The following is a 26,420-nucleotide window of genomic DNA, read 5'->3' as shown; positions in this document are numbered from 1 at the left end:
TTCAGGCCGCCGTGCTCTTGCTTTTGCTTTTGATCTTGATCTGCGGGCCCCGTCAACCACGATGGCCGCAAGCAGGCACGGTGGAGCGGGTAAATCGGCAGGGATGCCGATTTAGCCGCGCCGGGCCATGGATGGCCCGTCGCGGCGGCCCGCGGAACTGGGCCTTCGTTCCGGCATGCCGAGCCTAGGCGAGGCACCGAGTGGTGGGGCAAAGACCTTTTGGTTACTTTTGGCTGGGCCGGCATTCCGGGCGTTTGCCAAAAGTGACCCGCTGTAAGAGCGGAACCATAAGTAGCCGTTACCGCAGTAACGGATATGTACACAGCATAAACCCACTCCCCTATCACCATCATAGGTGGAGTCAAACCTCCCTACCCCCTAGAATCCCCCCACGATTAAAGGAGACGACTTCATGCTGACGGTGATTTCCCCCGCCAAAACCCTCGATTTCGAGTCAAAGCCGGTCACCCCGCGCTTCACCCAGCCGCAATACCTCGACCACTCCCAGGAGCTGATCGAACAACTGCGCGAACTGAGCCCGGCGCAGATCAGCGAACTGATGCACGTCTCCGACAAGATCGGCGGCCTCAACGCCGCACGCTTCGGCAGCTGGACCCCAGCCTTCACCCAGGCCAACGCCAAACAAGCCCTGCTGGCCTTCAAGGGCGACGTCTACACCGGCCTCAACGCCGAAACCTTCACCGACGCCGACTTCACCTACGCCCAGGACCACCTGCGCATGCTCTCCGGCCTGTACGGCCTGCTGCGCCCCCTGGACCTGATGATGCCGTATCGCCTGGAGATGGGCACCAAGCTGCCCAACGCCCGTGGCAAGGACCTGTACGCCTTCTGGGGCACCCGCATCAGCGAGTGGCTCAACGAAGCCCTCGCCGAACAAGGCGACGACGTGCTGCTCAACCTCGCGTCCAACGAGTACTTCTCGGCAGTCAAACGCCCGGCGCTGAACGCGCGGATCATCAACACCGAGTTCAAGGACCTGAAAAACGGCCAGTACAAGATCATCAGCTTCTACGCCAAAAAGGCTCGAGGCATGATGAGCCGCTTTGTGATTGAAGAACGCATCAACGACCCGGCCAGGCTCAAGGAGTTTGACGTGCAGGGTTATCGCTTCAATGCAGAGCAGTCGAAGCCGGATAACCTGGTGTTCCTGCGAGATCACGCACCGGAATAACTCAGTCTTTCTGAAAACCGCAAACCCGTGGCCAGAGATTGCTCCCGCCAGGCTGCGCAGCGGCCCCAAAAAAGCCAGGGCCGCTTCGCGCCCCAGCGGGAGCAAGCTCTGGCCACAACAATTCCCCTCGAATAAACCCCTCTTCAGCCCATACAATCGTCATTTATTTGGCGTCAAAAATAATTCTTCAGATTCCATAACATTTATTTCACTCGACATTCGTCAATTTTTTTCGTAGTGGCACCACTTTTTTCAAACAGTAGTGGCACAAAACTATTTAACCCTCGCAACTCCCCGCAACTACTAGCCCAAGTAGCAAGTGCTATCACTATAGTACTAGTGCCATCTTTCCTAATATTTCAAGAAATTTCCGGAAACAGGATGAGCGGCCAGGAACTATGTCCTGAAGCACCGCTCATACCACCGGTAACGATTATCTCTGCAAATGTAAGAGATGACTTACGTGGCGACCAAAGGAAGTAGCAAAGTTGACATACAACTTTGACTCAATGGTCAAATCATCAACTGACTAGTTGAAGGCGGACGAAAAGGCTTCACTATTTTCTCCGACAAGGCCAAGGCTGAGCTCACCTGTATGGGTCAGTGAGACAACCCAAGCCGTTGATACATAAGGGCTAAATCCCTCTTTCAACGCCTTGCGGCACTGGCGCCAGGCCCTTCCCCAGGAAGGCTGGCTGCATTTCAGGGCAAGCCCCAACAATAAGGCCAAGTTGCGCACAACTTGAGTGCATTAGTTAGTCACTCGACTTTTAGTATGCCTGCACTGGATATATCGACGTTTACTCGTCGCACTTTCCAGTGCCTGGGTGACGCTTCAAAACATGAACTCCGGCCATCTAGTGGCACGATTAACAATGAGGTAAATGCGATGCGCATCAGCATATTTGGTTTGGGTTACGTCGGCGCCGTATGTGCCGGTTGCCTGTCTGCACGGGGCCATGAGGTCGTTGGCGTAGACATCTCCAAGGAAAAGATCGACCTGATCAACGCAGGCAAATCGCCCATCGTTGAACCGGGTCTGGGCGAGCTGTTGAGCCAGGGTATTCAGACCGGCCGACTGCGCGGCACCACCAATTTCGCCGAAGCAATCCGTGATACCGATCTGTCGATGATTTGCGTCGGTACGCCGAGCAAGAAGAACGGCGACCTGGAACTCAACTACATCGAATCGGTGTGCCGCGAGATCGGTTTTGTCCTGCGTGACAAGACCACCCGCCACACCATCGTCGTGCGCAGCACCGTGCTGCCAGGCACTGTGGCCAATGTGGTGATCCCGATTCTCGAAGACTGCTCCGGCAAGAAGGCCGGCGTCGACTTCGGCGTCGCGGTGAACCCTGAGTTCCTGCGTGAAAGCACCGCCATCGCCGACTACGACCTGCCGCCGATGACCGTCATCGGTGAATTCGACAAAGCCTCCGGCGATGTCCTGCAGTCGCTGTACGAAGAACTCGACGCCCCGATCATCCGCAAGGACATCGCCGTCGCCGAGATGATCAAGTACACCTGCAACGTCTGGCATGCGACCAAAGTCACCTTCGCCAACGAGATCGGCAACATCGCCAAGGCGGTGGGTGTCGACGGTCGCGAAGTGATGGAAGTGGTCTGCCAGGACAAGACCCTCAACCTGTCCCAGTACTACATGCGCCCAGGCTTCGCCTTCGGCGGCTCGTGCCTGCCCAAAGACGTGCGCGCCCTGACCTACCGCGCCAGCTCCCTGGACGTGGAAGCACCGCTGCTCAACTCGCTGATGCGCAGCAACGAGTCCCAGGTGCAGAACGCCTTTGACATCGTTTCCAGCCACGACAAGCGCAAAGTCGCCTTGCTGGGCCTGAGCTTCAAGGCCGGCACCGATGACCTGCGCGAAAGCCCGCTGGTGGAACTGGCAGAGATGCTGATCGGCAAGGGTTTCGACCTGAGCATCTACGACAGCAACGTCGAATACGCCCGTGTGCACGGCGCCAACAAGGACTACATCGAAGGCAAGATCCCGCACGTCTCGTCCCTGCTCAACTCGGACTTCGACGAAGTGATCAACAACTCCGACGTGATCATCCTGGGCAACCGCGATGAGAAGTTCCGTGCCCTGGCGCATAACGCACCCCACGGCAAGCAAGTGGTCGACCTGGTGGGCTTCATGTCCAAGGCCACCAGCGTGACCGGTCGTACCGAAGGCATTTGCTGGTAACAGCAACGGCAAGTTTCGAGCTGCAAGCGTCCTGACCCCCAGCGCTTGCAGCTTGAAGCCTCCTTCACCTGCGGATGACGCCTATGTCCAAGTTAAAACACGTACTGCTCCAATCTGCCGGCTGGTTGTTGTTCCTCAGCCTGCTGATGGGTCTCGCCCTGCTGTTGCCGGCGAGTACGTTCGACTCCGAGTCGAAGAATTTTATTTTCCTGATTGGCGCCGTCGGTATCTGGCGCTACTCGATGGGTGCTACGCATTTCTTTCGCGGCATGCTGTTTTTGTACGTGGTCTACCCGCACCTGCGGCGCAAAGTGCGCAAGCTGGGCAAGGCGGCAGACCCGTCCCACGTATTCCTGATGGTGACAAGCTTTCGGATCGACGCGCTGACCACGGCCCAGGTCTACAGCTCGGTGATCCGCGAAGCCATCGAATGTGGCTTCCCCACCACGGTGGTGTGCTCCCTGGTGGAAATGTCCGATGAGCTGCTGGTCAAGAGCCTGTGGGCCAGGATGAACCCGCCGGACCACGTCAAGCTGGACTTCGTGCGCATCGCCGGTACCGGCAAGCGTGACGGCCTGGCCTTCGGTTTTCGCGCCATCTCGCGCCACCTGCCGGACGACCGCGCCGTGGTGGCCGTGATCGATGGCGACACCGTGCTTGCCGAAGGCGTCGTGCGCAAGACCGTGCCGTGGTTCCAGCTGTTCGGCAACGTCGGCGGCTTGACCACCAACGAGTTCTGCGAAGTGCGCGGCGGCTACATCATGAGCGAATGGCACAAGCTGCGCTTCGCCCAGCGCCACATCAACATGTGCTCCATGGCCTTGTCCAAGCGCGTGCTGACCATGACCGGCCGCATGTCGGTGTTCCGCGCCAACGTCGTCACCGACCCGGGCTTTATCGCCGACGTTGAAAGCGACTCCCTGCAACACTGGCGCCTGGGCCGCTTCAAGTTTTTGACCGGCGATGACAAGTCCAGCTGGTTCAGCCTGATGCGCCTGGGCTACGACACCTTCTACGTGCCGGATGCCGCGATCCACACAGTGGAACACCCGCCGGAAAAGAGCTTCATCAAGGCCAGCCGCAAACTGATGTTCCGCTGGTACGGCAACAACCTGCGCCAGAACTCACGGGCCCTGGGCCTGGGTATGCGACGTCTGGGCCTGTTCACCAGCATCGTGCTGTTCGACCAGCGCGTGTCGATGTGGACCTCCCTGCTGGGCCTGACCGTGGCGATCATCGCCACCTTCAAATACGGCGGCGCGTTCATCCTCGCGTACCTGCTGTGGATCGGCATCACCCGCCTGATCCTGACCCTGCTGCTGTCGTGCTCCGGTCACCGGATCGGCCCGGCTTACCCGGTGATTCTCTATTACAACCAGATCATGGGCGCGCTGGTGAAGATCTACGTGTTCTTCCGCCTTGATCAACAGTCCTGGACACGCCAGGACACCAAACTGACCCGCGATTTGGCCAGCTTTCAACGTTGGTTCAACACCTGGTCGTCTCGGACCATGACCTTCTCCGCCGGCAGCATTTTCGTTGCCGTGTTGCTGATGATGGTTTGACCCTGCCAAGCCTGAATTAACTAGGAACTACACCTGATGAACAGCCCAATGAATGCTCCAGTAAATGCCAACGTCGTCCATGAATCCGAAGCCCAGCGCCAACATGCCCGGGTAAAAATCCCGGCCAAGCTGCGCTTCTTCGGCGCCGACCATACGCCGATGGAAGTGCGGGTCATCGACCTGTCTGCCGGCGGCCTGGCGTTCAACGCCCCGCAGCAGCCGCTGAAAGTCGGTGACGTGCACAAGGGTCGCCTGCAGTTCGTGATCGATAACCTGGGCCTGGCGATGGACGTGGAGCTGCAGATTCGCTCCTACGACCGCCAGACCGGCCGCACCGGTTGCCAGTTCCAGAACCTCGATGCACAAGACATCTCCACCCTGCGCCACCTGATCACCTCGCACCTGGCCGGCGACATCGTGACCATGGGCGACGTGCTGGCGACCCTGCAACGCGACAACTTCACCAAGGCGCGCAAGGTCAAGGACGGCGGCAGCAACATGAGCTTCGGCGGCCGCCTGCGGGCCGTGACCTTCAGCCTCGGGATCTTCGTGGTGGGCCTGGTCGCATTCGGCTTCGTGGTGAAATCGGTATACGGCATGTACTTCGTCAGCCACGCCACTTCCGCCCTGGTAAGCGTGCCCGGGATGAACGTGACCATGCCGCGCGACGGCACCGTGCAGAGCCTGATCAAAGGTGACGCGGTCGCTGCCAAAGGTGCACCACTGGCGACCTTCAGCACCAGCATGCTCGATGTGCTCAAGGGCCATCTGGACGAAGACCAGCTGCAACCGGCCAAGGTGGAAGAGCTGTTCGGCAAGCAAATGACCGGCACCCTCACCTCCCCGTGCGACTGCGTCGTGGCCCAGCAATTGGTCGCCGACGGTCAGTACGCCAGCAAGGGCGACGTGATCTTCCAACTGGTGCCACGCGGCAGCCAGGCCAACGTTGACGCACGCTTCTCCTATCGCCAGTTTGCCGATGTTCGCCCGGGCACCCGTGTGAACTTCCAGGTGGCGGACGAAGAGCAAGTGCGCACCGGCACCATCGTCAGCAGCACCAGCCTCAACAGCGCTGAAATGTCCTCCGACATCCGCGTGCAGATCAAACCCGACGCCCCGCTGGACAGCACCTACGCCGGTCGCCCGGTTGAAGTAACCAGCGACCGTGGCCCATCCCTGAACTGGCTGATCGACAAAGCCATGGCTCACGGTCTGTAAGCGAGGACATGCCTGTGAACCCTATTCTAAAAACAGCGCTGGCCAATGTGGGAGCCGGGCTTGCCCGCGATGACGGTGGTGAATCCAACCTCGGCATCGCAGGCAAGCCAGCTCCCACCCAAAGCAGGTCCCACTCTGCCTTGGCGTATTGTGCCCTGGCCCTGGCCGTGAGCCTCGCCGGTTGCGCCGGCCTGCCCGACCAACGCCTGGCCAACGAAGCCTTGAAGCGCGGCGACACCGTCACCGCGCAGCAGAACTACCAGCAACTGGCAGACCTGGGCTACAGCGAGGCCCAGGTGGGCCTGGCGGATATCCAGGTCGGTACCCGCGACCCCGAGCAGATCAAGCAGGCCGAAGCCACGTACCGCGCGGCCGCCGACACCTCGCCCCGCGCCCAGGCACGCCTGGGTCGCCTGCTGGTGGCCAAGCCCGGCGCCACCGAAGCCGAGCACCATGAAGCCGAAGGCCTGTTGAAAAAAGCCTTTGCCAATGGCGAAGGCAACACCCTGATTCCGCTGGCGATGCTGTACCTGCAATACCCCCACAGTTTCCCGAACATCAACGCCCAGCAGCAGATCAGCAAATGGCGCGCCTCGGGTTACCCGGAAGCCGGCCTGGCCCAGGTGCTGCTGTATCGCACCCAGGACACCTACGACCAGCATCTGGACGAAGTGGAAAGCATCTGCAAGGCCGCGCTGAACACCACCGATATCTGCTACGTCGAACTGGCCACGGTCTATCAGAAAAAAGCCGAGCCGGAAAAACAGGCCGAACTGCTCAAGCAGATGGAAGCAGGCTACAGCCGTGGCACCGTCACCGCCCAACGGGTCGACAGCGTCGCTCGCGTGCTGGGTGATGCCACCCTGGGCAAGACCGACGAAAAAACCGCCCAGGCCCTGCTGGAAAAAATCGCCCCGGGCTACCCGGCGTCCTGGGTCAGCCTGGCGCAACTGCTTTACGACTTCCCGGAACTGGGCGACGTCGACCAGATGATGAAGTACCTGGACAACGGCCGCGCCGCCGACCAGCCCCGCGCCGAACTGCTGCTGGGCAAGCTCTACTACGAAGGCAAGTGGGTCCCGGCTGACGCCAAGGCCGCCGAAGAACACTTCCAGAAAGCCGTCGGCCGCGAAGTCGCCGCCGATTACTACCTCGGCCAGATCTACCGCCGAGGCTACCTGGGCAAGGTCTATTCGCAAAAGGCCCTGGACCATTTGCTGACCGCTGCACGCAACGGCCAGAACAGCGCCGACTTTGCGATCGCCCAACTGTTTTCCCAAGGCAAGGGCACCAAGCCCGACCCGCTTAACGCCTATGTCTTCAGCCAGCTGGCCAAGGCCCAGGACACGCCGGAAGCCAACGACCTGGCGACCCAGCTCGAAGCCCCGCTGACCCCGGAGCAACGCGCCGAAGGCCAACGCCTGGTGCAACAGGAACTGGCCGTGCGCGGCACCCTGGCCCAAAGCACGCTGCAATTGCACGCCCTGCAAGAAGAAGACGGCGAGGAATCCCTATGAAGCTCAATCCATTCGTCAAGGCCGGCATCGGCCTGACCTTCGCCCTGCTGTGGTCGTGCCCGACCCTGGCCGCGCTGACCGAAGCCAAGAACTTCGGCCTGGAAGTGAAAGTCACCGGCCAGTCCGAAGATGACCGCGACCTGGGCACCCAGAAAGGCGGCGACGTCAACGGCATCGGCCTCGACCTGCGCCCGTGGATCTACGGCGAAAGCGGCAACTGGAGCGCCTACGCCATGGGCCAGGCGGTGACGTCCAGCGACATCATCGAGACCGACACCCTGCAACAGTCCTCCGATGACGCCACCCAACAGACCAGCAATGACGACCGCAAGAGCAAGAAGAACTACCTGGCGATGCGCGAGTTCTGGGTCGCCTACGGCGGCTTCACGCCCTACCCCGGCGAGATCCTCAAGCTGGGTCGCCAACGCCTGCGCAATGACGACGGCCAATGGCGCGACACCAATATCGAAGCGCTGAACTGGACCTTCGACACCACCTTGCTCAAGGCCAATGTCGGCGTCGCCGAGCGTTTCAGCGAATACCGCACCGACCTCAAGGAACTGTCGCCCAAGGACAAGGACCGTCAGCACCTGTACGCCGACGCCGCCTATCAGTGGACGCCAGGCCAGTGGATCGGCCTGCGCGCGCACCACACCCATGACGACGGCAAGCTCGACTACCCGCAACCAGGCGTGGCCACCGACTCGCTGGACAAACGCGAGAACGGCGACCTGACCTGGCTCGGCATCGAAGCCAACAGCGACGCCTATAACTGGCGCAACACCAACACCGTCAACTACTGGGCCAGCGTCACCGGCATGCAGGGCGACCGCGACACGGTCAACGCCTTGAACGCCGACGGCACCCGGCCGACCAACGCCAAGCGCAGCGATGACGTGAATGGCTGGGCCACCGACCTGGGTGTGCGCCTGCGCCTCGACCCACAGTGGCAAGTGGGCGCCGCCTACTCCCGCGCCAGCGCCGAATACGAGCAGAACGGCCTGCAAAGCAACCGTTCGAACTGGACCGGTACCCAGTCCCGCGTCCACCGTTTCGGCGAAGCGTTCCGTGGCGAAATGAACAACATGCAGTCCATGAGCCTGTTCGGTTCCTGGCAGCTGCGTGAGGACTATGACGCCAGCCTCGTGTACCACAAGTTCTGGCGCGTCGACGGCAACAAGCCGGTGGGCAGCAACGGCATCGATGCCGTGCAGAACAACACCGATGACGTGACCGGCGCGATCCTGTCCAGCACTTCCCTGCCGCTTGAAGACGGCAAGAAGGACCTGGGCCAGGAGATGGACCTGGTGGTCACCAAGTACTTCAAGAAAGGCCTGCTGCCGGCCGGGCTCAGCCAGTCGATCGACGAACCGTCGGCCCTGGTGCGCTTCCGTGCCGGTGTGTTCAAGCCGGGCGACGCCTACGGCAGCCAGGTCGACTCGTACATGCATCGCGCCTTTGTCGACGTGATCTGGAAGTTCTGATGGGAGCCTGCGCAATGAACCCTCAAGCCCTCAAAGGCTCGGTCAGCCTGCTGGTCGCAGCCATGCTGCTGGCCAGCACTTCGGCCTTCGCCGATGTCGCGCAGCAGGTCAAGGCGCCGACCATCGCCAAAGAGCTGCAACAGGCCAAGACCTACACCATCTCCAGCCCGCCGACCGCGCCGCTGGAGATGGCCAAGCCGGCGCTGCCGGATGTGTCCGGCTACACCGCAGCGAATATCGCGAAGAAAATCGTGCGTACGAAACCCGGCAAGATCAGCATCCGCCGGATGATGCAGGAAGACGCCCTGAAGGACTTCATCGGCGGCGACAACAAGATGGCCGAATGGGTGGTGCGCCAGCACGGCATTCCCCAGGCGATCTTCGTCGACGACGGCTACATGAACCTCAAGGATCTGCTGAAGAAAGTGCCCAAGCAGTACTTCAGCGAAACCTCGCCGGGGGTGTTCCTGGCCAAGTTGCCGATCGTGGTGGGCCGTAAAGGCATCCTCGAAATCGACAAGCAGACCCAGGAGTTGCGCCTGTCCCAGGAAGCCGGTTCGTTCCTGATCAACGACGGCCAGCTGTTTGTGCGCGACACCAGAATCACCGGCTGGCGCGAGAAGACCAACGGCCCGGCGACCTTCCAGTCGCCCAAGGAATTCCGCCCGTTCCTGCTGGCCTGGGGCGGTACCGAGACCTACATCGCCAACAGCAAGATGGCCAGCTTCGGCTACGCCAACAGTAAGTCTTACGGCGTGAGTATTTCCCAGTACACGCCGAACATGGCCAAGGTGCTCAAGCGCCCCGAGCCGACGGGCTGGATCGTCGACTCCGAATTCTCGGACATGTGGTACGGCTTCTACTGCTACGAAACCACCGGCTTTGTGCTCAAGGGCAATACCTACAAAGACAACATCGTCTACGGCATTGACCCCCACGACCGTTCCCACGGTTTGATCATCACCGACAACACCGTCTACGGCACGAAGAAGAAGCACGGCATCATCATTTCCCGGGAAGTGAACGACAGCTTCATCTTCAACAACCGCAGCTTCGACAACAAGCTCTCGGGCCTGGTGATCGACCGTAACAGCGTCAACAACCTGATCGCCGACAACGAGATCTACCGCAACCACACCGACGGCATCACCCTCTACGAGAGCGGCGATAACCTGCTGTGGGGCAACAAGGTGATCAGCAACCGTCGCCACGGCATCCGCGTGCGTAACAGCGTGAACATTCGCCTGTACGAGAACGTGGCCATGGCCAACGGGCTGACCGGCGTGTACGGCCACATCAAGGATCTGACCGACACCGACCGCGACATCGCCCTCGACCCGTTCGACACCAAGGTCTCGCTGATCGTGGTCGGCGGTGAGCTGGCCGCCAACGGCAGCGGGCCGCTGTCCATCGACTCTCCATTGAGTGTCGAGCTGTACCGCGTGTCGATGCTTGCGCCGACCAAATCCAGTGGCATCAGCTTCTCGGGCGTCCTCGGCGATCGCCAGGAAGAGATTCTCGACTTGCTGGTACGCCAGAAGAAAGCCGTGCTGATCGACCCTGTCGAACGCCAGACCGAAATGCAGGACTGAGGATGACCTTTATGCACCCACACATGATCAAACTGCTCAGCCTTTCGGGTTTGACCCTCGGCCTGCTCGCGGCCAGCCAGGGCGTGCGCGCCGACGAAGTCCAGGCGCCGAAATTCAGCGCCGAACCGTGCTGCAGCCTGTGCCCGGCCGCCCACGACGCGAAGAACTACACCACGCGCTACCAGCAGAACTTCACCACCCTGGTGCAAGCCCAGGGCGACTGGCTGTTCCGGACCCAGGAAGACCTGCGCACCGAATTCGACACCAGCCCCGCCGGCTACAAACGCATGCAGCAGTTGCACGATGCGTTCAAGAGCAAGGGCGTGGAACTGGTGGTGGTGTACCAGCCAACCCGTGGCCTGGTGAACCGCAACAAGCTCAACCCCGAAGAGAAAGCCAAGTTCGATTTCGACAAGGCCCTGGGCAATTACAAGACCATGCTCGGCCGCTTCGCCAAGATGGGCTACGTGGTGCCGGACCTGTCGCCTTTGACCAACGAGCAACTGCCCGACGAGTTGCCGGCCCACGATTTCTACTTCCGCGGCGACCAACACTGGACGCCGTACGGCGCCCAGCGCACCGCCAAAATCGTCGGCGCCAAAGTGCGCGCGATGCCGGAATTCGCCGGTATCCCGCAGCGTGAATTCGAGACCAAACGGTCCGGGCGCATGGGCAAGACCGGCACCCTGCACAACATGGCCGGGCAACTGTGCGGCACCAGCTACGCGATCCAGTACATGGACCAGTTCACCACCGAGCCCAAGGGTGAAGCGGGCGACGGCGACCTGTTCGGTGATTCCGGCAACCCGCAGATCACCCTCGTGGGCACCAGCCACAGCGGCAAGAACTACAACTTCGCCGGCTTCCTGGAACAGGAAATCGGTGCCGACATCCTCAACGTCGCCTTCCCCGGCGGTGGCCTGGAAGGTTCGATGATCCAGTACCTGGGCAGCGAAGAATTCCAGAAAACCCCGCCGAAGATTCTGATCTGGGAGTTCTCGCCGCTGTACCGCCTCGACCAGGAAACCATCTACCGCCAGATGATGGCGCTGCTGGACAACGGCTGCGAAGGCAAGACCGCGCAGATGAGTGCCAGCGCCACGTTGAAACCCGGCAAGAACGAATTGCTGGTTAACAGTTCGAACAAAGACCTGCGCAACTCCAGCCATCAGGTCGACATCCGCTTCGCCGACCCTTCGGTGAAAACCCTGCAAGCCACCCTCTGGTACATGAACGGGCGCCACGAGGACATCAAGATCGAGAAACCCGAAACATCCGATACAGACGGGCGTTTCGCCTTCGAACTGCGCACCGACGAAGACTGGGCCACGCAAAACCTGCTGGCCGTGGAAGTGCAGGGCCCCGAAGCGGGCCAGGCCGCGCAGAAGGTAGAAGCGAAAATTTGCACACGCAACGTATTCCCTGCCGGTGGTCAACAGACTGCTTCAACGGGGCAATGAGGTTACTTATGCAGAAGTTATTGATTCCAACGCTGCTGGGCCTGGCGATGTTTGCCGGTTCAGTCAACGCCGCCGCGCCACTGCGTCCACCCCAGGGTTATTTCGCCCCGGTGGAAGCGTTCAAGACCGGCGACTTCAAGAATGACTGCGACGCCATGCCGGCGCCGTACACCGGCTCGCTGCAATTTCGCAGCAAGTACGAAGGTTCGGACAAAGCCCGCTCGACCCTTAATGTGCAGTCCGAAAAAGCCTTTCGCGACAGCACCGCCGACATCACCAAGCTGGAAAAAGACACCAGCAAGCGCGTGATGCAGTTCATGCGCGACGGCCGCCCGGAGCAGCTGGAATGCACGCTGAACTGGCTCACCAGTTGGGCCAAGGCGGATGCGTTGATGTCCAAGGACTTCAACCACACCGGCAAGTCCATGCGCAAATGGGCCCTGGGCAGCATGGCTTCGGCCTATGTGCGCCTGAAGTTCTCCGACTCCCACCCGCTGGCCAACCACCAGCAGGAGTCGCAGTTGATCGAAGCCTGGTTCAGCAAGATGGCCGACCAGGTGGTAAGCGACTGGGACAACCTGCCGCTGGATAAAACCAACAACCACTCCTACTGGGCTGCCTGGTCGGTGATGGCGACGTCCATCGCCACCAACCGCCGCGACCTGTTTGACTGGGCCGTGAAGGAATACAAGGTCGGCGCCAATCAGGTGGATGCCCAAGGCTTCCTGCCCAACGAATTGAAGCGCCAGCAACGGGCCTTGTCGTACCACAACTACGCGCTGCCGCCGCTGGCGATGATCGCCAGTTTCGCCCTGGTCAACGGTGTTGACCTGCGCCAGGAAAACAACGGCGCGTTGAAACGCCTGGGTGACAACGTGCTGGCCGGGGTGAAAGACCCGGAAATCTTCGAGAAGAAGAACGGCAAGGAACAGGACATGAAGGACCTCAAGGAAGACATGAAATTTGCCTGGCTTGAGCCCTTCTGCACCCTCTACACCTGCGCGCCGGATGTGATCGAGCGCAAGCACGGGATGCAGCCGTTCAAGACGTTCCGCCTCGGGGGTGACCTGACCAAGGTCTACGACCCGACGCACGAAAAAGGCAACAAAGGCAGCTGATACAAAGCTCCCACACCTGGACTCGGTCCAAATGTGGGAGCTGGCTTTATGTGGGAGCTGGCTTGCCTGCGATGCAGACACCTCGGTAATTCAGACAAACCGAGTTGATCCCATCGCGGGCAAGCCCGGCTCCCACATGAGCCGACACACTGAACGCGTACACCCTCCCAGATTCGTGGGGGGTTTGGGGGGGCCGTTGGCCCTTGACTGTTGGTTAAACATGGAGAGATCGGGATGGTTTTCTCGTCCAATGTGTTCCTGTTTCTGTTCTTGCCGATCTTCCTCGGCTTGTACTACTTGAGCGGGCAACGCTATCGCAATCTGCTGCTGCTGATTGCCAGCTATGTGTTCTACGCCTGGTGGCGAGTGGACTTCCTGGCGCTGTTCGCCGCCGTGACACTGTGGAACTACTGGATCGGCCTCAAGGTCGGTGCGGCAGGCGTGCGCACCAAGCCGGCCCAGCGCTGGCTGCTGTTGGGCGTGGCGGTCGACCTGTGCATTCTCGGCTACTTCAAGTACGCCAACTTCGGCGTCGACAGCATCAACCTGATGATGAAGTCGGCGGGCTTGGAGCCCTTCATCCTCACCCACGTGCTGTTGCCGATCGGGATCTCGTTCTACATCTTCGAGTCCATCAGCTACATCATCGACGTGTATCGCGGCGACACGCCGGCCACCCGCAACCTGATCGACTTTGCGGCGTTCGTGGCGATCTTCCCGCACCTGATTGCCGGCCCCGTGTTGCGCTTTCGCGACCTGGCCGACCAGTTCAACAACCGCACCCACACCCTGGATAAATTCTCCGAGGGCTGCACGCGATTCATGCAGGGTTTCATCAAGAAGGTTTTCATCGCCGACACCCTGGCGGTGGTCGCCGACCATTGCTTCGCCCTGCAAAACCCGACAACGGGAGACGCCTGGCTCGGCGCGCTGGCCTACACCGCGCAGCTGTACTTCGACTTCTCCGGCTACAGCGACATGGCGATCGGTCTGGGCTTGATGATGGGTTTCCGCTTCATGGAAAACTTCAAGCAGCCGTACATCAGCCAGTCGATCACCGAGTTCTGGCGGCGCTGGCACATCAGCCTGTCCACCTGGCTGCGTGACTACCTGTACATCACCCTGGGCGGCAACCGTAAAGGCACGCTGACCACCTACCGCAACCTGTTCCTGACCATGCTCCTGGGTGGCCTGTGGCACGGGGCGAACATCACCTACATCGTGTGGGGCGCCTGGCACGGCATGTGGCTGGCGATTGAAAAAGCCATCGGCCTCAACACCGCACCGCGCAGTTTCAACGTCGTGCGCTGGGCCTTCACCTTCCTGCTGGTGGTGATGGGCTGGGTGATCTTCCGCTCGGAAAACCTGCACGTGGCCGGTCGCATGTACGGCGCGATGTTCAGCTTCGGCGAATGGTCGCTGTCGGAACTCAACCGCGCCAGCCTCACCGGCCTGCAAGTGGCAACCCTGGTGGTGGCGTACGCAACCCTGGCGTTCTTCGGTCTGCGGGACTTCTACAGCAACCGCCCACCGGAAAAAACCAAGCCTGCAGTCAATACCCAGGCCGATGGCCCGGCCACTGCCCAACCGGGCTTGATCAAGGCGGTACCCGGCGACAACCCGGGCAGCATCCATGAGCCCGGCTACACCGTGGGCACCGAGGCCACCGTGCAACCGGCCTACTGGAGCGCCACCTGGCCACGCTACGCCATGCGCGCTGCAGTGCTGCTGCTGTTCGTGGCATCGATTCTCAAACTTTCGGCGCAGAGCTTCTCGCCGTTCCTTTACTTCCAGTTCTGAGGGAGCCGACCATGACCCGTTCATTACGCGTCCTCTACATCGCCTTGTTCCTCGCCGTGCTGCTGGCGTTGGGCGCCTGGTCGATGCGCAGTTTCCTGGGCTTCAGCACCAACGCCGACGCCACCGTGCTCAACGGTCGCTGGACCAAGGCCGTCGAGACCCATTACGACGACCAGTTCCCGATCAAGCGCCTGGGCACCAACCTCTGGGCAGCGCTGGACTACAAGCTGTTCAATGAAGGCCGCCCCGGCGTGGTGATTGGCCGCGACCACTGGTTGTACAGCGACGAGGAATTCAACCCCATCGTCAACGAAGACCAGAACCTGCAGGGCAACTACGCCCTGGTGGAAGGCGTGCGCCAGAAGCTCAAGGCCCAGGGCATCCAACTGGTGATGGCGATCGTGCCGGCCAAGGTGCGCCTGTACCCGGAACACCTGGGTGAAGTGCAACCGGCCAGCATCCACGCCGGTCTCTACCAGGACTTCCATGCCCGCATGGCCGCCGACAAGATCGTCGCCCCCGACCTGATGGGCCCGCTGCAACAGGCCAAGCTGCACGGCCAGCAGGTGTTCCTGCGCACCGACACCCACTGGACCCCGGACGGCGCTGAAGTGGCGGCCAAAGAGCTGGCCAGGACGATTGCGAATAAAACGCCCCTGAGCGGCGAGCCTCAACGCTTTGTCACCGAAGCCGAGAAGACCGAACCGCACAAGGGCGACCTGCGCCTGTTCCTGCCCCTGGACCCACTGTTCGAAAACCTGATGCCGCCCAAGGAGCCGCTGCAAAAACGCGTGACTCACCTGGCTGAGACCAAGGGCGACGACGCGCTGTTCAGCGACAGCGAAACCCCGGTGGCCCTGGTGGGCACCAGCTACAGCGCCAACCCGAACTGGAACTTTGTCGGCGCGCTGAAGCAAGCCCTGGGCAGCGACGTCATCAACTACTCCGAAGACGGCCACGGCCCGATCCTGCCGATGCTCAGCTACCTGAAAAGCGACGACTTCAAGAACAGCCCGCCACAGGTGCTGATCTGGGAGTTTCCTGAACGTTATCTGCCCGTGAACAACGAAATCGGCGACGCCGACCCGCAGTGGGTTGCGCAGCTCAAACAAGCCGGTATGCGCCAACAGAACATGGCTATCAATACACCAAAATCCGAGACGCCCGACCGGGCGCAAAACTGAAAGAGAGGTAACTCACATGACTTTCACTACTAACCTCGCAAAAACTTTTGCTCTCGTCGCCGGCATGAGCGTTGTTTCGATGTCTGCCTTCGCCGGTGGCGATGCCGCCCTCTACGGCCCCGTCGCGCCAAAAGGCTCGAGCTTTGTGCGGGTGTACAACGCCAGCAACCAGGAAGTCAGCGCCACCGTCGGCAGCACCAACTTAAGCGAAGTTGCACCGCTGGCCAGCAGTGACTTCAGCTTCATGCCAGGCGGTGACTACAGCGCCAAGGTCGGCAGCCAGACCCTGCCGGTCAAGCTCGCCGCCGACCACTACTACACCCTGGTCAGCAGTGGCAGCGGCCAGCCGCAACTGATCGAAGAACCGCCGTTCAAGAACAAGCAGAAATCCCTGGTGCGCGTGCAGAACCTCAGTGACAAGTCGCTGACCCTGAAAACCGCCGACGGCAAGACCGACGTGGTCCAGGCCGTAGCCGCCAAAGGCCGTGGCGAGCGCGAGATCAACCCGGTGAAGGTCAGCCTGGCCTTGTATGAAGGCGACAAGAAAGTCGGCGACGTAAAACCAGTGGCCCTGGAGCGTGGCGAGGCCGCGGTGCTGTACGTCACCGGCACCGGCGCCAACCTGTCGCCAGTGTGGGTGAAACGCCCCGTGTCGACTCGCTAATGATTTATCTGAGTTGACACGCTCCTTGTGGGAGCTGGCTTGCCTGCGATGGCGGTCTTGAAGGTGCCATCGCAGGCAAGCCAGCTCCCACATTGTCAGCATTTCAACTCAGGCCCGGACAAAAACAAGAGTGAAACGACAAACCTTCGTAGCTCTGACCCATATCGATTCAAGGAGAAACACATGATCCCAGTAATCCTTTCCGGTGGTAGCGGCTCACGTCTTTGGCCGCTTTCCCGCAAACAGTTTCCCAAGCAGTTCCTGGCCTTAACCTCCGAGCACACCTTATTCCAGCAAACCCTGGAGCGCCTGGTATTCGAAGGCATGGATGCGCCCATCGTGGTCTGCAACAAGGACCACCGCTTTATCGTCAACGAGCAACTCGCCGCCCGCAAACTGGACACCCAGCGCATCCTGATGGAACCGTTCGGCCGCAACACCGCGCCGGCTGTGGCCCTGACCGCGATGATGCTGGTCAACGAAGGCCGTGATGAGCTGATGCTGGTACTGCCCGCCGACCACGTGCTGGACGACCAGAAAGCCCTGCAACGCGCCCTGGCCCTGGCCACCGTGGCCGCCGAGCGCGGCGAGATGGTGCTGTTCGGCGTACCGGCCACCCGTCCGGAAACCGGCTATGGCTATATCAAGTCGACCAACGATTCACTGCTGCCCGAAGGCGTCAGCCGCGTGCAGCAGTTCGTGGAAAAACCGGATGAAAAACGCGCCGCCGAGTTCGTCAAAAGCGGGGGTTATTTCTGGAACAGCGGCATGTTCCTGTTCCGCGCCAGCCGCTTCCTCGAGGAGCTGAAAAAGCACGACCCGGACATCTACGACACGTGCATGCTGACCCTGGAACGCAGCAACCACACCGCCGACACCATCGACATCGACGAGTCCACCTTCGCCTGCTGCCCGGACAATTCCATCGACTATGCCGTGATGGAAAAAACCCAGCTGGCCTGCGTGGTGCCATTGACCGCCGGCTGGAGCGACGTGGGTTGCTGGGCATCGCTGTGGGACGTGAATGAAAAAGACGCCAACGGCAACGTCAGCAAGGGCGACGTGGTGATCCAGGACAGCAAGAACTGCATGATCCACGGCAACGGCAAACTGGTGTCGGTGATCGGCCTGGAAAACATCGTGGTGGTGGAAACCAAGGACGCGATGATGATTGCCCACAAGGACAAGGTCCAGGGCGTCAAGCAGATGGTCAATACCCTCAACGAACAGGGCCGCAGCGAAACTCAGAACCACTGCGAGGTCTACCGTCCGTGGGGCTCGTATGACTCGGTGGACATGGGCGGCCGCTTCCAGGTCAAGCACATCTCGGTCAAGCCGGGCGCGTGCCTGTCGTTGCAGATGCACCACCACCGCGCCGAACACTGGATCGTGGTCAGCGGCACCGCCGAAGTCACCTGTGACGAGAACGTGTTCCTGCTCACCGAAAACCAGTCCACCTACATCCCGATCGCCTCGGTGCACCGCTTGCGCAACCCGGGCAAGATTCCCTTGGAGATTATCGAGGTGCAGTCCGGCAGCTACCTGGGTGAAGACGATATCGAGCGCTTTGAAGATATCTACGGTCGGTCTACGCCGATCGAGCGCGGCGTGTCGGTGAAAACCATCGCGCAGTAACACCGCGGAAAAACAAGCGCCCGTCACTGACTGCGTCCCCTATCCGCAGTCAGTGACGGGCTGCTTGCATACCGCCCTGACCTCAGCCGAACGGGCCCTTTTTAATGATTCGATTAACTGCGTTGCCATTGCCGTCCCGGTACTTCAAGGGAATGGCGAACTTTGTATCCACGTAAAAAATGTGCGGATTTTCAGTTGGCATTACCGTCAGGCCCGATGTATTGATCTCGTAGTATTGCGTCATTTTATCCTGGGTATTACCGCCGGGACGCCGACCAAAGATCGTCCGGGATATCTCAGCCTGGTTCGTATCTTCAGGCCTCAGGTCCGTAAAGTAATGCCGGCCCTGGCCACGGGGTAACGGTTGCCCTTTCAGATCTTTAGAGGACGACTGCAAATGCCAGTCGGCATTGATGGAAGCCGACGCGTTGTTCCCCGTGTAGTGGTAATACACGTTCTCGCCTTTGACGGGAGCCTCCAGCTCGGCTTTTTCACCTGGAAAGGCTTCGGGCGTTCTAGGTCTTTTTGAGGCATTGGAAGAGCCTGCCTGTATATCGAGAGTCGCTGGGCGCTTGACCCCTTGACTGCTTTCCCCTTTGGCGCCACCCAGCATCCTGTTCAACCGCCATTGCCCCTCACCTGCCGACTGCAGGAACGCCACGGTATTTTTGGTTTGCGGGTCAATGACTCGAACGTATCCGCTTTCGGTTTTGTAAACCGGGCTGATTTCATACGGCTTGCTGACGCCGGTACCGTCGGTGTAACGCACATAGAACTGCTCCCCGACTTGATAAGTACCATCGCCCCTCATCGTACGGCCGTCGAGCAAGCTCTCAGGTACGGAATAGGCACTGATGTCTGGCAACGTGCGTGCTACGGCGCTCCCCTGGCCCGTAAGCTCCAAGTGCGTCAGGGGCACAACCCTGGCTGGCAGCGACGGTTTCAGGACCGGGTGCCTAATCGGGCTGGCTATGTTGCCAGTCTTCGCCCCGCCGCCGTAACGGCTATAGATCATGGCAAGTCGGTTGGGTTTGTCGAGTACCCTTACGATGGATTGGCCAGGCGCCCTGATGACCCTCAGCCCGGATCTGGTGAGCCTGACGGCAGTCGAAATGCCCTTTCCAATCACCGGCAAGAGGTCCATGAACTGGGTGGCGATCTCGATACCGAACATCGTCTTGTTGTAGGCCGACTCCTTGGCCACCTCGGCGGAGCTGACAGAACCGAGATCCGCCTTATCGAGCAGTATCTCCGTCAGCTGTTTGTACAGTGCGTCCTGAAAGTCACCCTGAATAGGTTTGAGGTACGCATTGCTTGTCAGCTCGTTCGCCTTGCCCACACGCTTGAGGTTTTTGATGACGTCCCCGTCCCGGTAATCCTGGATCACAGCCGCCAGGCTGTCCGGATTGAGAGGCGACGTCTTGCTGCGGGCATAGGCTTTCCATTCCGGCTGCTCGAAAAGCGCCTCCAGGGCAGCCTGGTTGGCAACGTGTCGAAAGGACATGCCGTCAGGCGCATCAGGGGTATACAACACCAGCGGCCCGGCCTCGCCATTGCCAATGGCGATGACACCCTGGAGCGCCTGGCCATGGTGACTGACGGTGTTGGCAACGATGTTTTTTCCATCCACCTGGGGCCGGGTGGCCGGGTCCGGAAAATCGAGCACGGTCTGGACCCACTCGGATGCCGGGGATCCCTGTGGATAAGCCTGCGGGTTCAACTCCCCCAGAAACGCCTGCTTGTTCATCACATCGGACAGATTGGCTTTCCACGCGGAACGCAGTTTCCCCGGTTCTCCGGTCTGAGCGTCGGGCGCCATTCGCGTCTTGAGAAACTGGATGTAGTTGCCGCCCACGTCCAGCTCATTGACCAACGCCTTGAGCTCTGCAGTTCCCAAGACCACGGGATTTCCGTCTGCCCCCAGTACCGGCTTGCCCGAGGCGTCGGTCAAGGGTGCGGCGAATGCCACGGAAGAATACTGGTGACTGTCTGCGGCAGGCCAGGCAGTGGGGTTTTTCAAGGCCAACTCAGTCAGGGAACTTTGGTGGCTGCTGACATTGCGTGGAACGTAGGCGCCGGGCCGACCGGTATGCACTTTGAATTGCGTGGCGGTGGTCACCACGATCTTGTCCGGGTCAAAATTCGCCGTCGGGTATTTTTTCTGCAGCGCGGCGTTCAGTTGCTGATTGGCAAAACGCTGCAGCGAGGGAATTTCTTCCAGTAACGGCACCAGGTTCTGGAGGGATTGGTGCTCGTTCGTGTCCAGGTATTGATATTGCCCCGCGTCCATGGGGGACAGGTTTTTCAACCATGACGGCTGTTGTTTATCTTCGAGCTTTTCACCCCGGGCAAGCATGGCATTGCTGCTGTCCATTTGAGACGACCAATTGGCGGCATTGTTCATGGCCTGGGCGATTTGGGGGCCATCCATGTTGCTGGTGTCTGAGTGAGTCAAGGCGTTCAGTTCGGCTTTTTGCCGCTCCAAAAGCTGAGGAACTGCTTCTGCTATCACATCTCCTGAAGTGGGCGCGAAACTGAGCGTCAGGTCATCCCCGCGCAAAGGCTTGCGCAGGTTTTCCACCGATAGCGGCAAACTTTCAGACAGGAGCTTTGCGGGGATACCTCCCTGGTCAATGCGCTGTGCCAGCGCCGCTTGCAGTTGGGCCGGGGTCGCAAACTCCTCAAACCCTTCGCCGGGGGTGTAAAGCACCACAGGGCCGTTACCTTCGTCAGCCTTGATGTTTTTGTCACCGTTGGGCCAGTGAGGTTGTGTCTTCCAGGAACCATCTGTGGAGGTAATCATGAAGGCTCCGGCCAGCCGCGCGCCGTTTGGCGTGTTGTCATCCAACGTGATCGGGTAAACGCCAGGCCGCGCACCGTCGGGGAAAGCGCTTTCCCGGGCGGCCAACGTGGGATAGCGGAACGCCTTGTCGATCAGGGCCTTGCTCGCCGGGCTCAGGGTACCGTCCTCCAGGCGCAGAGCCGCCTGGGTGGAAAGCATTTCCCGGTGCAGGTTGATCAATTGATCTTGAGGTGGGCTCGGATCTTTTTCGTTGGGGCGGGGAGACGTCCAGAACCGAGTGACGGCGTTGGCAAACAGCTCCCCGATTTCTCCCACGGCGCCAGGCGTCCTGGCAACGTACTCTTGATACTCCTGCACAAATTGTTCGTAGCTGGGCTGCTGGCTGATCAACCGGTTTATTTTAATGTTGAGTGCATCGTGCTGGCCGAGGAAGCCCTGCTGAGCAGAAGCAGGCTTGCCAAAAACATACTCGGCGACCGTGGCCGGATGAATGCTCCGCACGACGGGTATGGCTGGCGTACCAATGGCAGGGAGGCCAGAAAATGGCGCCGGTGCTCCAGGGCCTGGCGCCTCGCTCCCAGAGGATGGCTGGTTGGATGAATCAGATGGAGGGGGAAGATCAGGATGATAGTGGGTATGACGCTTAACGATCATTGAATGGACCCTGTCATTAAGGGAGTCAGTCCGTTGCCCTTTTAAAAGTGATATCGCTCCGATGATGAATCAATCAGTGGGGTAAGAGAGTCCGCGGGTTCCTGTGGGAAAAATGCAATACGTTACGGTAGGTGAATAGGCTTGGCCCTCGAGCTCAGCTACGATGAACGCTCATGGCAAGCGAGGGTTTTATCGTGTTCATCGGTGTTCTGCTGGTCATTACCTGGCTAATCCTTCTGCTGCGCTACCCGGCCCGGGCCTTGCCGGTTTCGCTCGCGGCCGCCGTCGGCCTGGGCCTGGTAGCGATGTGGGTGGTGTGGCTGGACAACCGCGAGGCCCAGCAATTGGCACGCCTGGAGCTACGTACCGTGTACGCCCCTAAAGAGTGCCCGGCGGACCGCCCGCTCAAACTCACCTTGAACAACGGCAACAACGTGCCGCTGACCGAACTGCGCTGGCGCATCGCGGCCTATGCGCCGGGCGATACGGTCAACCTGGCGGACAACGTGTACGCTGCCCCGCGCTATCGCGGCCCCGGTGAACTGCAGGCCGGCGCCACCTGGGAAGACTGCCTGCCGGTGCCGCCGCTGCGCCCCGGCTACCGCCCGCAAACCCTGGAATTTCGCGCCGAGCATTTGCAAGGCAGCTTTTCCGACTAACCCTGACAAAGGATTGATCCATGCCCAACGTACTCATTACCGGGTGTTCCAGTGGCATTGGCCGTGCCCTGGCGGATGCCTTCAAACACGCGGGCTTTGACGTGTGGGCCAGTGCCCGGCGCACCGAGGATGTTGCAACACTCAGCGCCGCCGGCTTTAACGCCGTGCAACTGGACGTCAACGACGGCGCTGCACTGGCGCACTTGGCCGGGCAGATCGGCGCGCTGGACGTACTGATCAACAACGCCGGCTACGGCGCCATGGGCCCGTTGCTCGACGGCGGCACCCAGGCGATGCAGCAGCAGTTCCAGACCAATGTGTTTTCAGTGGTCGGGGTGACGCAGGCGCTGTTCCCGGCCCTGCGCCAGCGCAAAGGGTTGGTGGTGAATATCGGCAGTGTCTCGGGAGTGCTGGTCACGCCGTTTGCCGGTGCGTACTGTGCTTCAAAAGCGGCGGTGCATGCCTTGAGCGATGCGTTGCGCATGGAGCTGGCACCGTTTGGCGTGCGCGTGATGGAAGTGCAACCGGGGGCCATCGATACCAGCTTTGCGAAAAACGCCGGTACCCAGGCCGAGTTGTTGATCAATGAGCAATCGCCCTGGTGGCCACTGCGCGAAAGCATCCGCGCCCGGGCCAAGGCCTCTCAGGATCGGCCTACGCCCGCCAGCAAGTTCGCCGCCGATGTGCTCAAGGCCGTACAACAGAGCACACCGCCGCGCCTGTTGCGCTCGGGTAATGGCTGCCAGGCACTGCCGTGGATGGCGGCGTTGTTGCCCAAGGGGTTGCTGGAGACCATCCTGAAAAAACGCTTTGGCCTAAGCGGAACCTTGTAATAACAGCACCGCTAACGTGTGGCGAGGGAGCTTGCTCCCGTTGGGCTGCGCAGCAGCCCCAAAACCATCCACCCACGCTCTCCTGAAAGAATGCGCTGACCTTTTCAGGGGCGCTTCGCACCCCAGCGGGAGCAAGCTCCCTCGCCACAAGGTTTGCGACTCCTCGACGGATCAGCCTTTCATGAAATCAATGAAGGCCCGTACCTTCAGCGGCAGGTGCCGGGTGTCCGGGTACAGCGCATACACCCCCTGCGGCGCAAACCGATAGCCCGGCAGCAGCCGCACCAAACGCCCTGCATCGAGGTCGTCCTGCACCAGCCATTGGGGCAGGATCGCCACGCCATGCCCGCGCACGGCGAACGCCTGCAGGATCGCGGCGCTGTCGGCAACCAGTGAGGCCTTGCCAGGCCCCGGGCGATACAGGTGCTCCAGGCCCGCCGGGTCGACCACCGCCAATTCCGTCAACCGTCCATGCCCGAGCTTGGGCAGTTGCTCCAGTTCATCCAGAGTGGTGACCCCGGCGAAACCCGGCGCGGCCACGGCAAAAATCTCATAGCTCGACAGCTGCACCGCCCGATGATTGGAATCGAGCATGCGCCCCAGCCGGATAGCCACATCGAACCGCTCGGAGATCAGATCGGCATGACTGGAGGAGGTGGATAACTGAACGTTCAATTCCGGGTGCAGGCCGCGAAAGGTTTCCAGCGCCGGCACCACCACGGCCAATCCGTACTCGACAGTGGTGGTGATCCGCAGCGTGCCCTTGAGCTGGCTGTGTTCCGAACGGGCTTCCTCCACCGCCAGCCGCGCCTCTTCCAGCATCCGCGTGCAGCGCAGGTAAAAGCGCTCACCGGCATCGGTCAGCGCCAGTTGGCGCGTACTGCGGGTCAGCAGGGTGACACCCAGCTCGGCCTCCAGGCGCTTGAGGTTGAAGCTCACCACGGCCCGCGTCTGCCCCAGGAAATCAGCGGCTGCGGTCAACGACCCGGCCTCGACCACGGCCTTGAAGGTGTCGAATCGATCCAGGCTGACCATCGTCCACGCCCTCCATTGTCAAAATATTTTTGACAAGCTAACAGTCAAACCGCTGTTTCCCAAGTGCCCGCACGCGCCTACCCTGCCGCCATCCAACGCAGGAACCGCGCCATGACCTACCGCTCGAAAGTCACCTGGATCTTTCTACTGGGCTTCGCCCTGGACCTGGTGAACATGTTTGTCGCCACCATCGCCTACCCGGACATCGCCCGGGAATTGCAGGCCTCGGTCACCCAACTGGCGTGGATCGGCAACGCCTATATGCTCGGCCTGACCGTGGTGATTCCCCTGAGCGTGTGGCTGGCGGCACTGCTGGGTGAGCGGCGCTTGATTGCCGTCAGCCTGTTGTTGTTCGGCCTCGCCTCGGTGCTGGTGAGCCAGGCCGCATCGATTGAAGCGCTGATCGGCTGGCGCCTGCTGCAAGGCCTGGGCGGCGGCTTGTTGATCCCGGTGGGCCAGGCCCTGGCCTATCGGCATTTTCCGCCGGCACAACGCAGCCAACTGACGGCCAAGGTGATGTTCGTGGCACTGCTGATTCCAGCACTGTCGCCAGCACTGGGCGGTTTGGTGGTGGACAGCGTGTCGTGGCGCTGGATCTTTTTCGCCAACCTGCCGCTGGCACTGATCACCCTGATGCTCACCGTGCGCTGGCTGGAGGCAGACACACCCTCTTCCACCCGCCCGCCCGTGGACCTCGGCGCGGTGCTGGGGCAGATTCGTCGTCCGCTGCTGCGGGTGGCGATGCTGGTGTACCTGTTCATCCCGGGTGTCTTTATCGGCACCAGCCTGGTGGCGATTCTTTACCTGCACGGCCTGGGATTTACCGCCAGCCACATCGGCGCGCTGATGCTGCCTTGGGCGCTGGCCTCGGGGGTGGCCATTGCCCTGAGCAAAAAACTGTTCAATCGTTGCGGGCCCCGGCCGTTGCTGCTGGCGGGCATGGTGCTGCAATCCATCGGCATCCTGTTGCTGATCGAACCCCACCCGCCTGTCGTGGTGCTCGCCTACACCCTGATGGGCCTGGGCGGCAGCCTGTGCAGCAGCACCGCGCAAACCCTGGCCTTTCTCGATATTCCGGCCGAACGCATGGGCCACGCCAGCGCCTTGTGGAACATCAATCGGCAGCTGAGTTTTTGCCTCGGGGCAGCGTTGCTCAGTGCCGTGCTGGCCGCGCTGGACTCCTTCACCGCGACCTTTGCGATTGCCGCAGCGTTGACCCTGTTTCCCCTGATTGCAGTACTGTGCCTGGATGCGTCCAAGGTAAGCACACTGCTTCACCCTGCCAGCGAGCCCACATGATGATTGATTACCGCGACTTTTTTGATGAAGTGATCCAGGCCCACGTCGAGATCGAACAATGGTTTGCCGGGACCGCACCCGAGGGCACACTGGAGACTTTGCTTGCGCGCTTTTCCCCGGACTTTTCCATGATCACCCCGGCGGGCAAGCAGCTGGATTTTGCGCTGCTCAACCAGCTGTTCAGCCAGGCCGGTGGCAAGCGGCCCGGGTTCAGGATCAGCCTCAGCGAATTTGCCGGGATTGACCGACACGCCCGTGGTGCGACGTTAAGTTATCGCGAGCAGCAGGTGGACGGCAGCGGCGCACAAACCGATCGGCGTTCGACCGTGGTGTTTGAAAAGCAGGCCAGCGGCGCCCTGCTGTGGCGCCACCTGCACGAGACGTTTTTACAAACCTGATTTCACCAACGATGAAGATCAACGGTAGGAGCTGGCTTGCCTGCGATAGCGGAGTATCAGCCAATACTTCTCTGACTGATGCACCGCCATCGCAGGCAAGCCAG

The 26,420-nt window shown here is 60.7% G+C and carries 19 protein-coding genes; 17 read left to right on the top strand and 2 right to left on the bottom strand.

The window, feature by feature from the left end:
- Positions 1 to 412: 412 nt before the first annotated feature.
- The 13 genes from yaaA (at position 413) to HX875_RS13225 (ending at position 18,635) form a co-directional block, all read left to right on the top strand.
- On the top strand, positions 413 to 1,192 hold the full coding sequence (gene yaaA, locus HX875_RS13285; RefSeq protein ID WP_177043510.1) for a peroxide stress protein YaaA: 780 nt from the start codon (positions 413 to 415) through the stop codon (positions 1,190 to 1,192).
- Positions 1,193 to 2,081: 889 nt separating this feature from the next.
- The gene (locus HX875_RS13280; protein ID WP_177043509.1) at positions 2,082 to 3,398 is read left to right on the top strand and encodes a nucleotide sugar dehydrogenase; all 1,317 of its coding nucleotides are present in this window, start codon (positions 2,082 to 2,084) and stop codon (positions 3,396 to 3,398) included.
- Positions 3,399 to 3,481: 83 nt separating this feature from the next.
- Positions 3,482 to 4,963, top strand: a complete 1,482-nt coding sequence (alg8, locus tag HX875_RS13275) for a mannuronan synthase (protein WP_177043508.1) — start codon at positions 3,482 to 3,484, stop codon at positions 4,961 to 4,963.
- Positions 4,964 to 5,011: 48 nt separating this feature from the next.
- Positions 5,012 to 6,181, top strand: a complete 1,170-nt coding sequence (locus HX875_RS13270; RefSeq protein WP_177043507.1) for an alginate biosynthesis protein Alg44 — start codon at positions 5,012 to 5,014, stop codon at positions 6,179 to 6,181.
- A 95-nt stretch (positions 6,182 to 6,276) separates the two neighbouring features.
- Positions 6,277 to 7,698: an alginate biosynthesis TPR repeat lipoprotein AlgK gene (algK, locus tag HX875_RS13265; protein ID WP_177043525.1), complete on the top strand. Its 1,422-nt coding sequence runs from the start codon at positions 6,277 to 6,279 to the stop codon at positions 7,696 to 7,698.
- Complete coding sequence (locus HX875_RS13260; protein ID WP_177043506.1) at positions 7,695 to 9,182, top strand: alginate export family protein; 1,488 nt, start codon at positions 7,695 to 7,697, stop codon at positions 9,180 to 9,182. The genes algK and HX875_RS13260 overlap by 4 nt, the downstream gene beginning before the upstream one ends.
- A complete protein-coding gene (algG, locus tag HX875_RS13255; protein WP_177043505.1) occupies positions 9,182 to 10,774 on the top strand; it encodes a mannuronan 5-epimerase AlgG in 1,593 nt (530 codons plus the stop codon). The genes HX875_RS13260 and algG overlap by 1 nt, the downstream gene beginning before the upstream one ends.
- Positions 10,775 to 10,785: 11 nt before the next feature.
- Positions 10,786 to 12,234, top strand: a complete 1,449-nt coding sequence (locus tag HX875_RS13250; RefSeq protein WP_177043524.1) for an alginate O-acetyltransferase — start codon at positions 10,786 to 10,788, stop codon at positions 12,232 to 12,234.
- 8 nt (positions 12,235 to 12,242) lie between these two features.
- Entirely contained in the window at positions 12,243 to 13,352 is a 1,110-nt protein-coding gene (locus tag HX875_RS13245; protein WP_177043504.1) for a mannuronate-specific alginate lyase, read from the top strand.
- Positions 13,353 to 13,586: 234 nt separating this feature from the next.
- Complete coding sequence (locus HX875_RS13240; RefSeq protein ID WP_169386267.1) at positions 13,587 to 15,152, top strand: MBOAT family O-acyltransferase; 1,566 nt, start codon at positions 13,587 to 13,589, stop codon at positions 15,150 to 15,152.
- An 11-nt stretch (positions 15,153 to 15,163) separates the two neighbouring features.
- Positions 15,164 to 16,336, top strand: coding sequence for an alginate O-acetyltransferase (locus HX875_RS13235; RefSeq protein ID WP_177043503.1), 1,173 nt, complete (start codon positions 15,164 to 15,166; stop codon positions 16,334 to 16,336).
- A 16-nt stretch (positions 16,337 to 16,352) separates the two neighbouring features.
- Positions 16,353 to 17,000, top strand: coding sequence for an alginate O-acetyltransferase AlgF (locus HX875_RS13230; RefSeq protein WP_177043502.1), 648 nt, complete (start codon positions 16,353 to 16,355; stop codon positions 16,998 to 17,000).
- 183 nt (positions 17,001 to 17,183) lie between these two features.
- Positions 17,184 to 18,635, top strand: a complete 1,452-nt coding sequence (locus HX875_RS13225; protein WP_177043501.1) for a mannose-1-phosphate guanylyltransferase/mannose-6-phosphate isomerase — start codon at positions 17,184 to 17,186, stop codon at positions 18,633 to 18,635.
- Positions 18,636 to 18,717: 82 nt separating this feature from the next.
- Here HX875_RS13225 and HX875_RS13220 read toward each other — a convergent pair whose 3' ends face one another.
- On the bottom strand, positions 18,718 to 22,092 hold the full coding sequence (locus HX875_RS13220; protein WP_177043500.1) for a dermonecrotic toxin domain-containing protein: 3,375 nt from the start codon (positions 22,090 to 22,092) through the stop codon (positions 18,718 to 18,720).
- Positions 22,093 to 22,286: 194 nt separating this feature from the next.
- On the opposite strand from HX875_RS13220, the gene HX875_RS13215 reads away from it, so the two are divergent.
- Both HX875_RS13215 and HX875_RS13210 read left to right on the top strand, forming a co-directional pair.
- Positions 22,287 to 22,751 (top strand): multidrug transporter, encoded by a 465-nt coding sequence (locus HX875_RS13215; RefSeq protein WP_177043523.1) that lies wholly within the window; start codon positions 22,287 to 22,289, stop codon positions 22,749 to 22,751.
- Positions 22,752 to 22,771: 20 nt separating this feature from the next.
- Positions 22,772 to 23,584, top strand: a complete 813-nt coding sequence (locus HX875_RS13210) for an SDR family oxidoreductase (protein WP_177043499.1) — start codon at positions 22,772 to 22,774, stop codon at positions 23,582 to 23,584.
- Between the two features lie 171 nt (positions 23,585 to 23,755).
- Here the strand turns inward: HX875_RS13210 and HX875_RS13205 are convergent, their stop codons facing one another.
- Positions 23,756 to 24,619 carry a LysR family transcriptional regulator gene (locus tag HX875_RS13205; RefSeq protein WP_177043498.1) on the bottom strand — a complete coding sequence of 288 codons (864 nt, stop codon included), beginning with the start codon at positions 24,617 to 24,619 and terminating at the stop codon, positions 23,756 to 23,758.
- 111 nt (positions 24,620 to 24,730) lie between these two features.
- Between HX875_RS13205 and HX875_RS13200 the strand changes: the two genes are divergently transcribed.
- A complete protein-coding gene (locus tag HX875_RS13200) occupies positions 24,731 to 25,918 on the top strand; it encodes an MFS transporter (protein ID WP_177043497.1) in 1,188 nt (395 codons plus the stop codon).
- Positions 25,918 to 26,316 (top strand): DUF4440 domain-containing protein, encoded by a 399-nt coding sequence (locus tag HX875_RS13195; protein ID WP_177043522.1) that lies wholly within the window; start codon positions 25,918 to 25,920, stop codon positions 26,314 to 26,316. The genes HX875_RS13200 and HX875_RS13195 overlap by 1 nt, the downstream gene beginning before the upstream one ends.
- Positions 26,317 to 26,420: the final 104 nt, after the last annotated feature.

The sequence above is a fragment of the Pseudomonas yamanorum genome, assembly GCF_013386765.1.
GTDB classification, from domain to species: domain Bacteria; phylum Pseudomonadota; class Gammaproteobacteria; order Pseudomonadales; family Pseudomonadaceae; genus Aquipseudomonas; species Aquipseudomonas yamanorum_A.
The sequence above is the reverse complement of the archived record's forward strand: the minus strand, read 5'-3'. Positions and strand labels throughout refer to the sequence as shown.

Coding starts and splice junctions, on each gene's coding strand:
- HX875_RS13250 (WP_177043524.1), top strand. CDS start 10,786: ATGCACCCACACATGATCAAACTGCTCAGCCTTTCGGGTTTGACCCTC.
- HX875_RS13230 (WP_177043502.1), top strand. CDS start 16,353: ATGACTTTCACTACTAACCTCGCAAAAACTTTTGCTCTCGTCGCCGGC.
- HX875_RS13225 (WP_177043501.1), top strand. CDS start 17,184: ATGATCCCAGTAATCCTTTCCGGTGGTAGCGGCTCACGTCTTTGGCCG.
- yaaA (WP_177043510.1), top strand. CDS start 413: ATGCTGACGGTGATTTCCCCCGCCAAAACCCTCGATTTCGAGTCAAAG.
- HX875_RS13195 (WP_177043522.1), top strand. CDS start 25,918: ATGATTGATTACCGCGACTTTTTTGATGAAGTGATCCAGGCCCACGTC.
- HX875_RS13205 (WP_177043498.1), bottom strand. CDS start 24,619: ATGGTCAGCCTGGATCGATTCGACACCTTCAAGGCCGTGGTCGAGGCC.
- HX875_RS13245 (WP_177043504.1), top strand. CDS start 12,243: ATGCAGAAGTTATTGATTCCAACGCTGCTGGGCCTGGCGATGTTTGCC.
- HX875_RS13235 (WP_177043503.1), top strand. CDS start 15,164: ATGACCCGTTCATTACGCGTCCTCTACATCGCCTTGTTCCTCGCCGTG.
- HX875_RS13200 (WP_177043497.1), top strand. CDS start 24,731: ATGACCTACCGCTCGAAAGTCACCTGGATCTTTCTACTGGGCTTCGCC.
- HX875_RS13210 (WP_177043499.1), top strand. CDS start 22,772: ATGCCCAACGTACTCATTACCGGGTGTTCCAGTGGCATTGGCCGTGCC.
- HX875_RS13260 (WP_177043506.1), top strand. CDS start 7,695: ATGAAGCTCAATCCATTCGTCAAGGCCGGCATCGGCCTGACCTTCGCC.
- HX875_RS13270 (WP_177043507.1), top strand. CDS start 5,012: ATGAATGCTCCAGTAAATGCCAACGTCGTCCATGAATCCGAAGCCCAG.
- HX875_RS13280 (WP_177043509.1), top strand. CDS start 2,082: ATGCGCATCAGCATATTTGGTTTGGGTTACGTCGGCGCCGTATGTGCC.
- alg8 (WP_177043508.1), top strand. CDS start 3,482: ATGTCCAAGTTAAAACACGTACTGCTCCAATCTGCCGGCTGGTTGTTG.
- HX875_RS13240 (WP_169386267.1), top strand. CDS start 13,587: ATGGTTTTCTCGTCCAATGTGTTCCTGTTTCTGTTCTTGCCGATCTTC.
- HX875_RS13220 (WP_177043500.1), bottom strand. CDS start 22,092: ATGATCGTTAAGCGTCATACCCACTATCATCCTGATCTTCCCCCTCCA.
- algG (WP_177043505.1), top strand. CDS start 9,182: ATGGGAGCCTGCGCAATGAACCCTCAAGCCCTCAAAGGCTCGGTCAGC.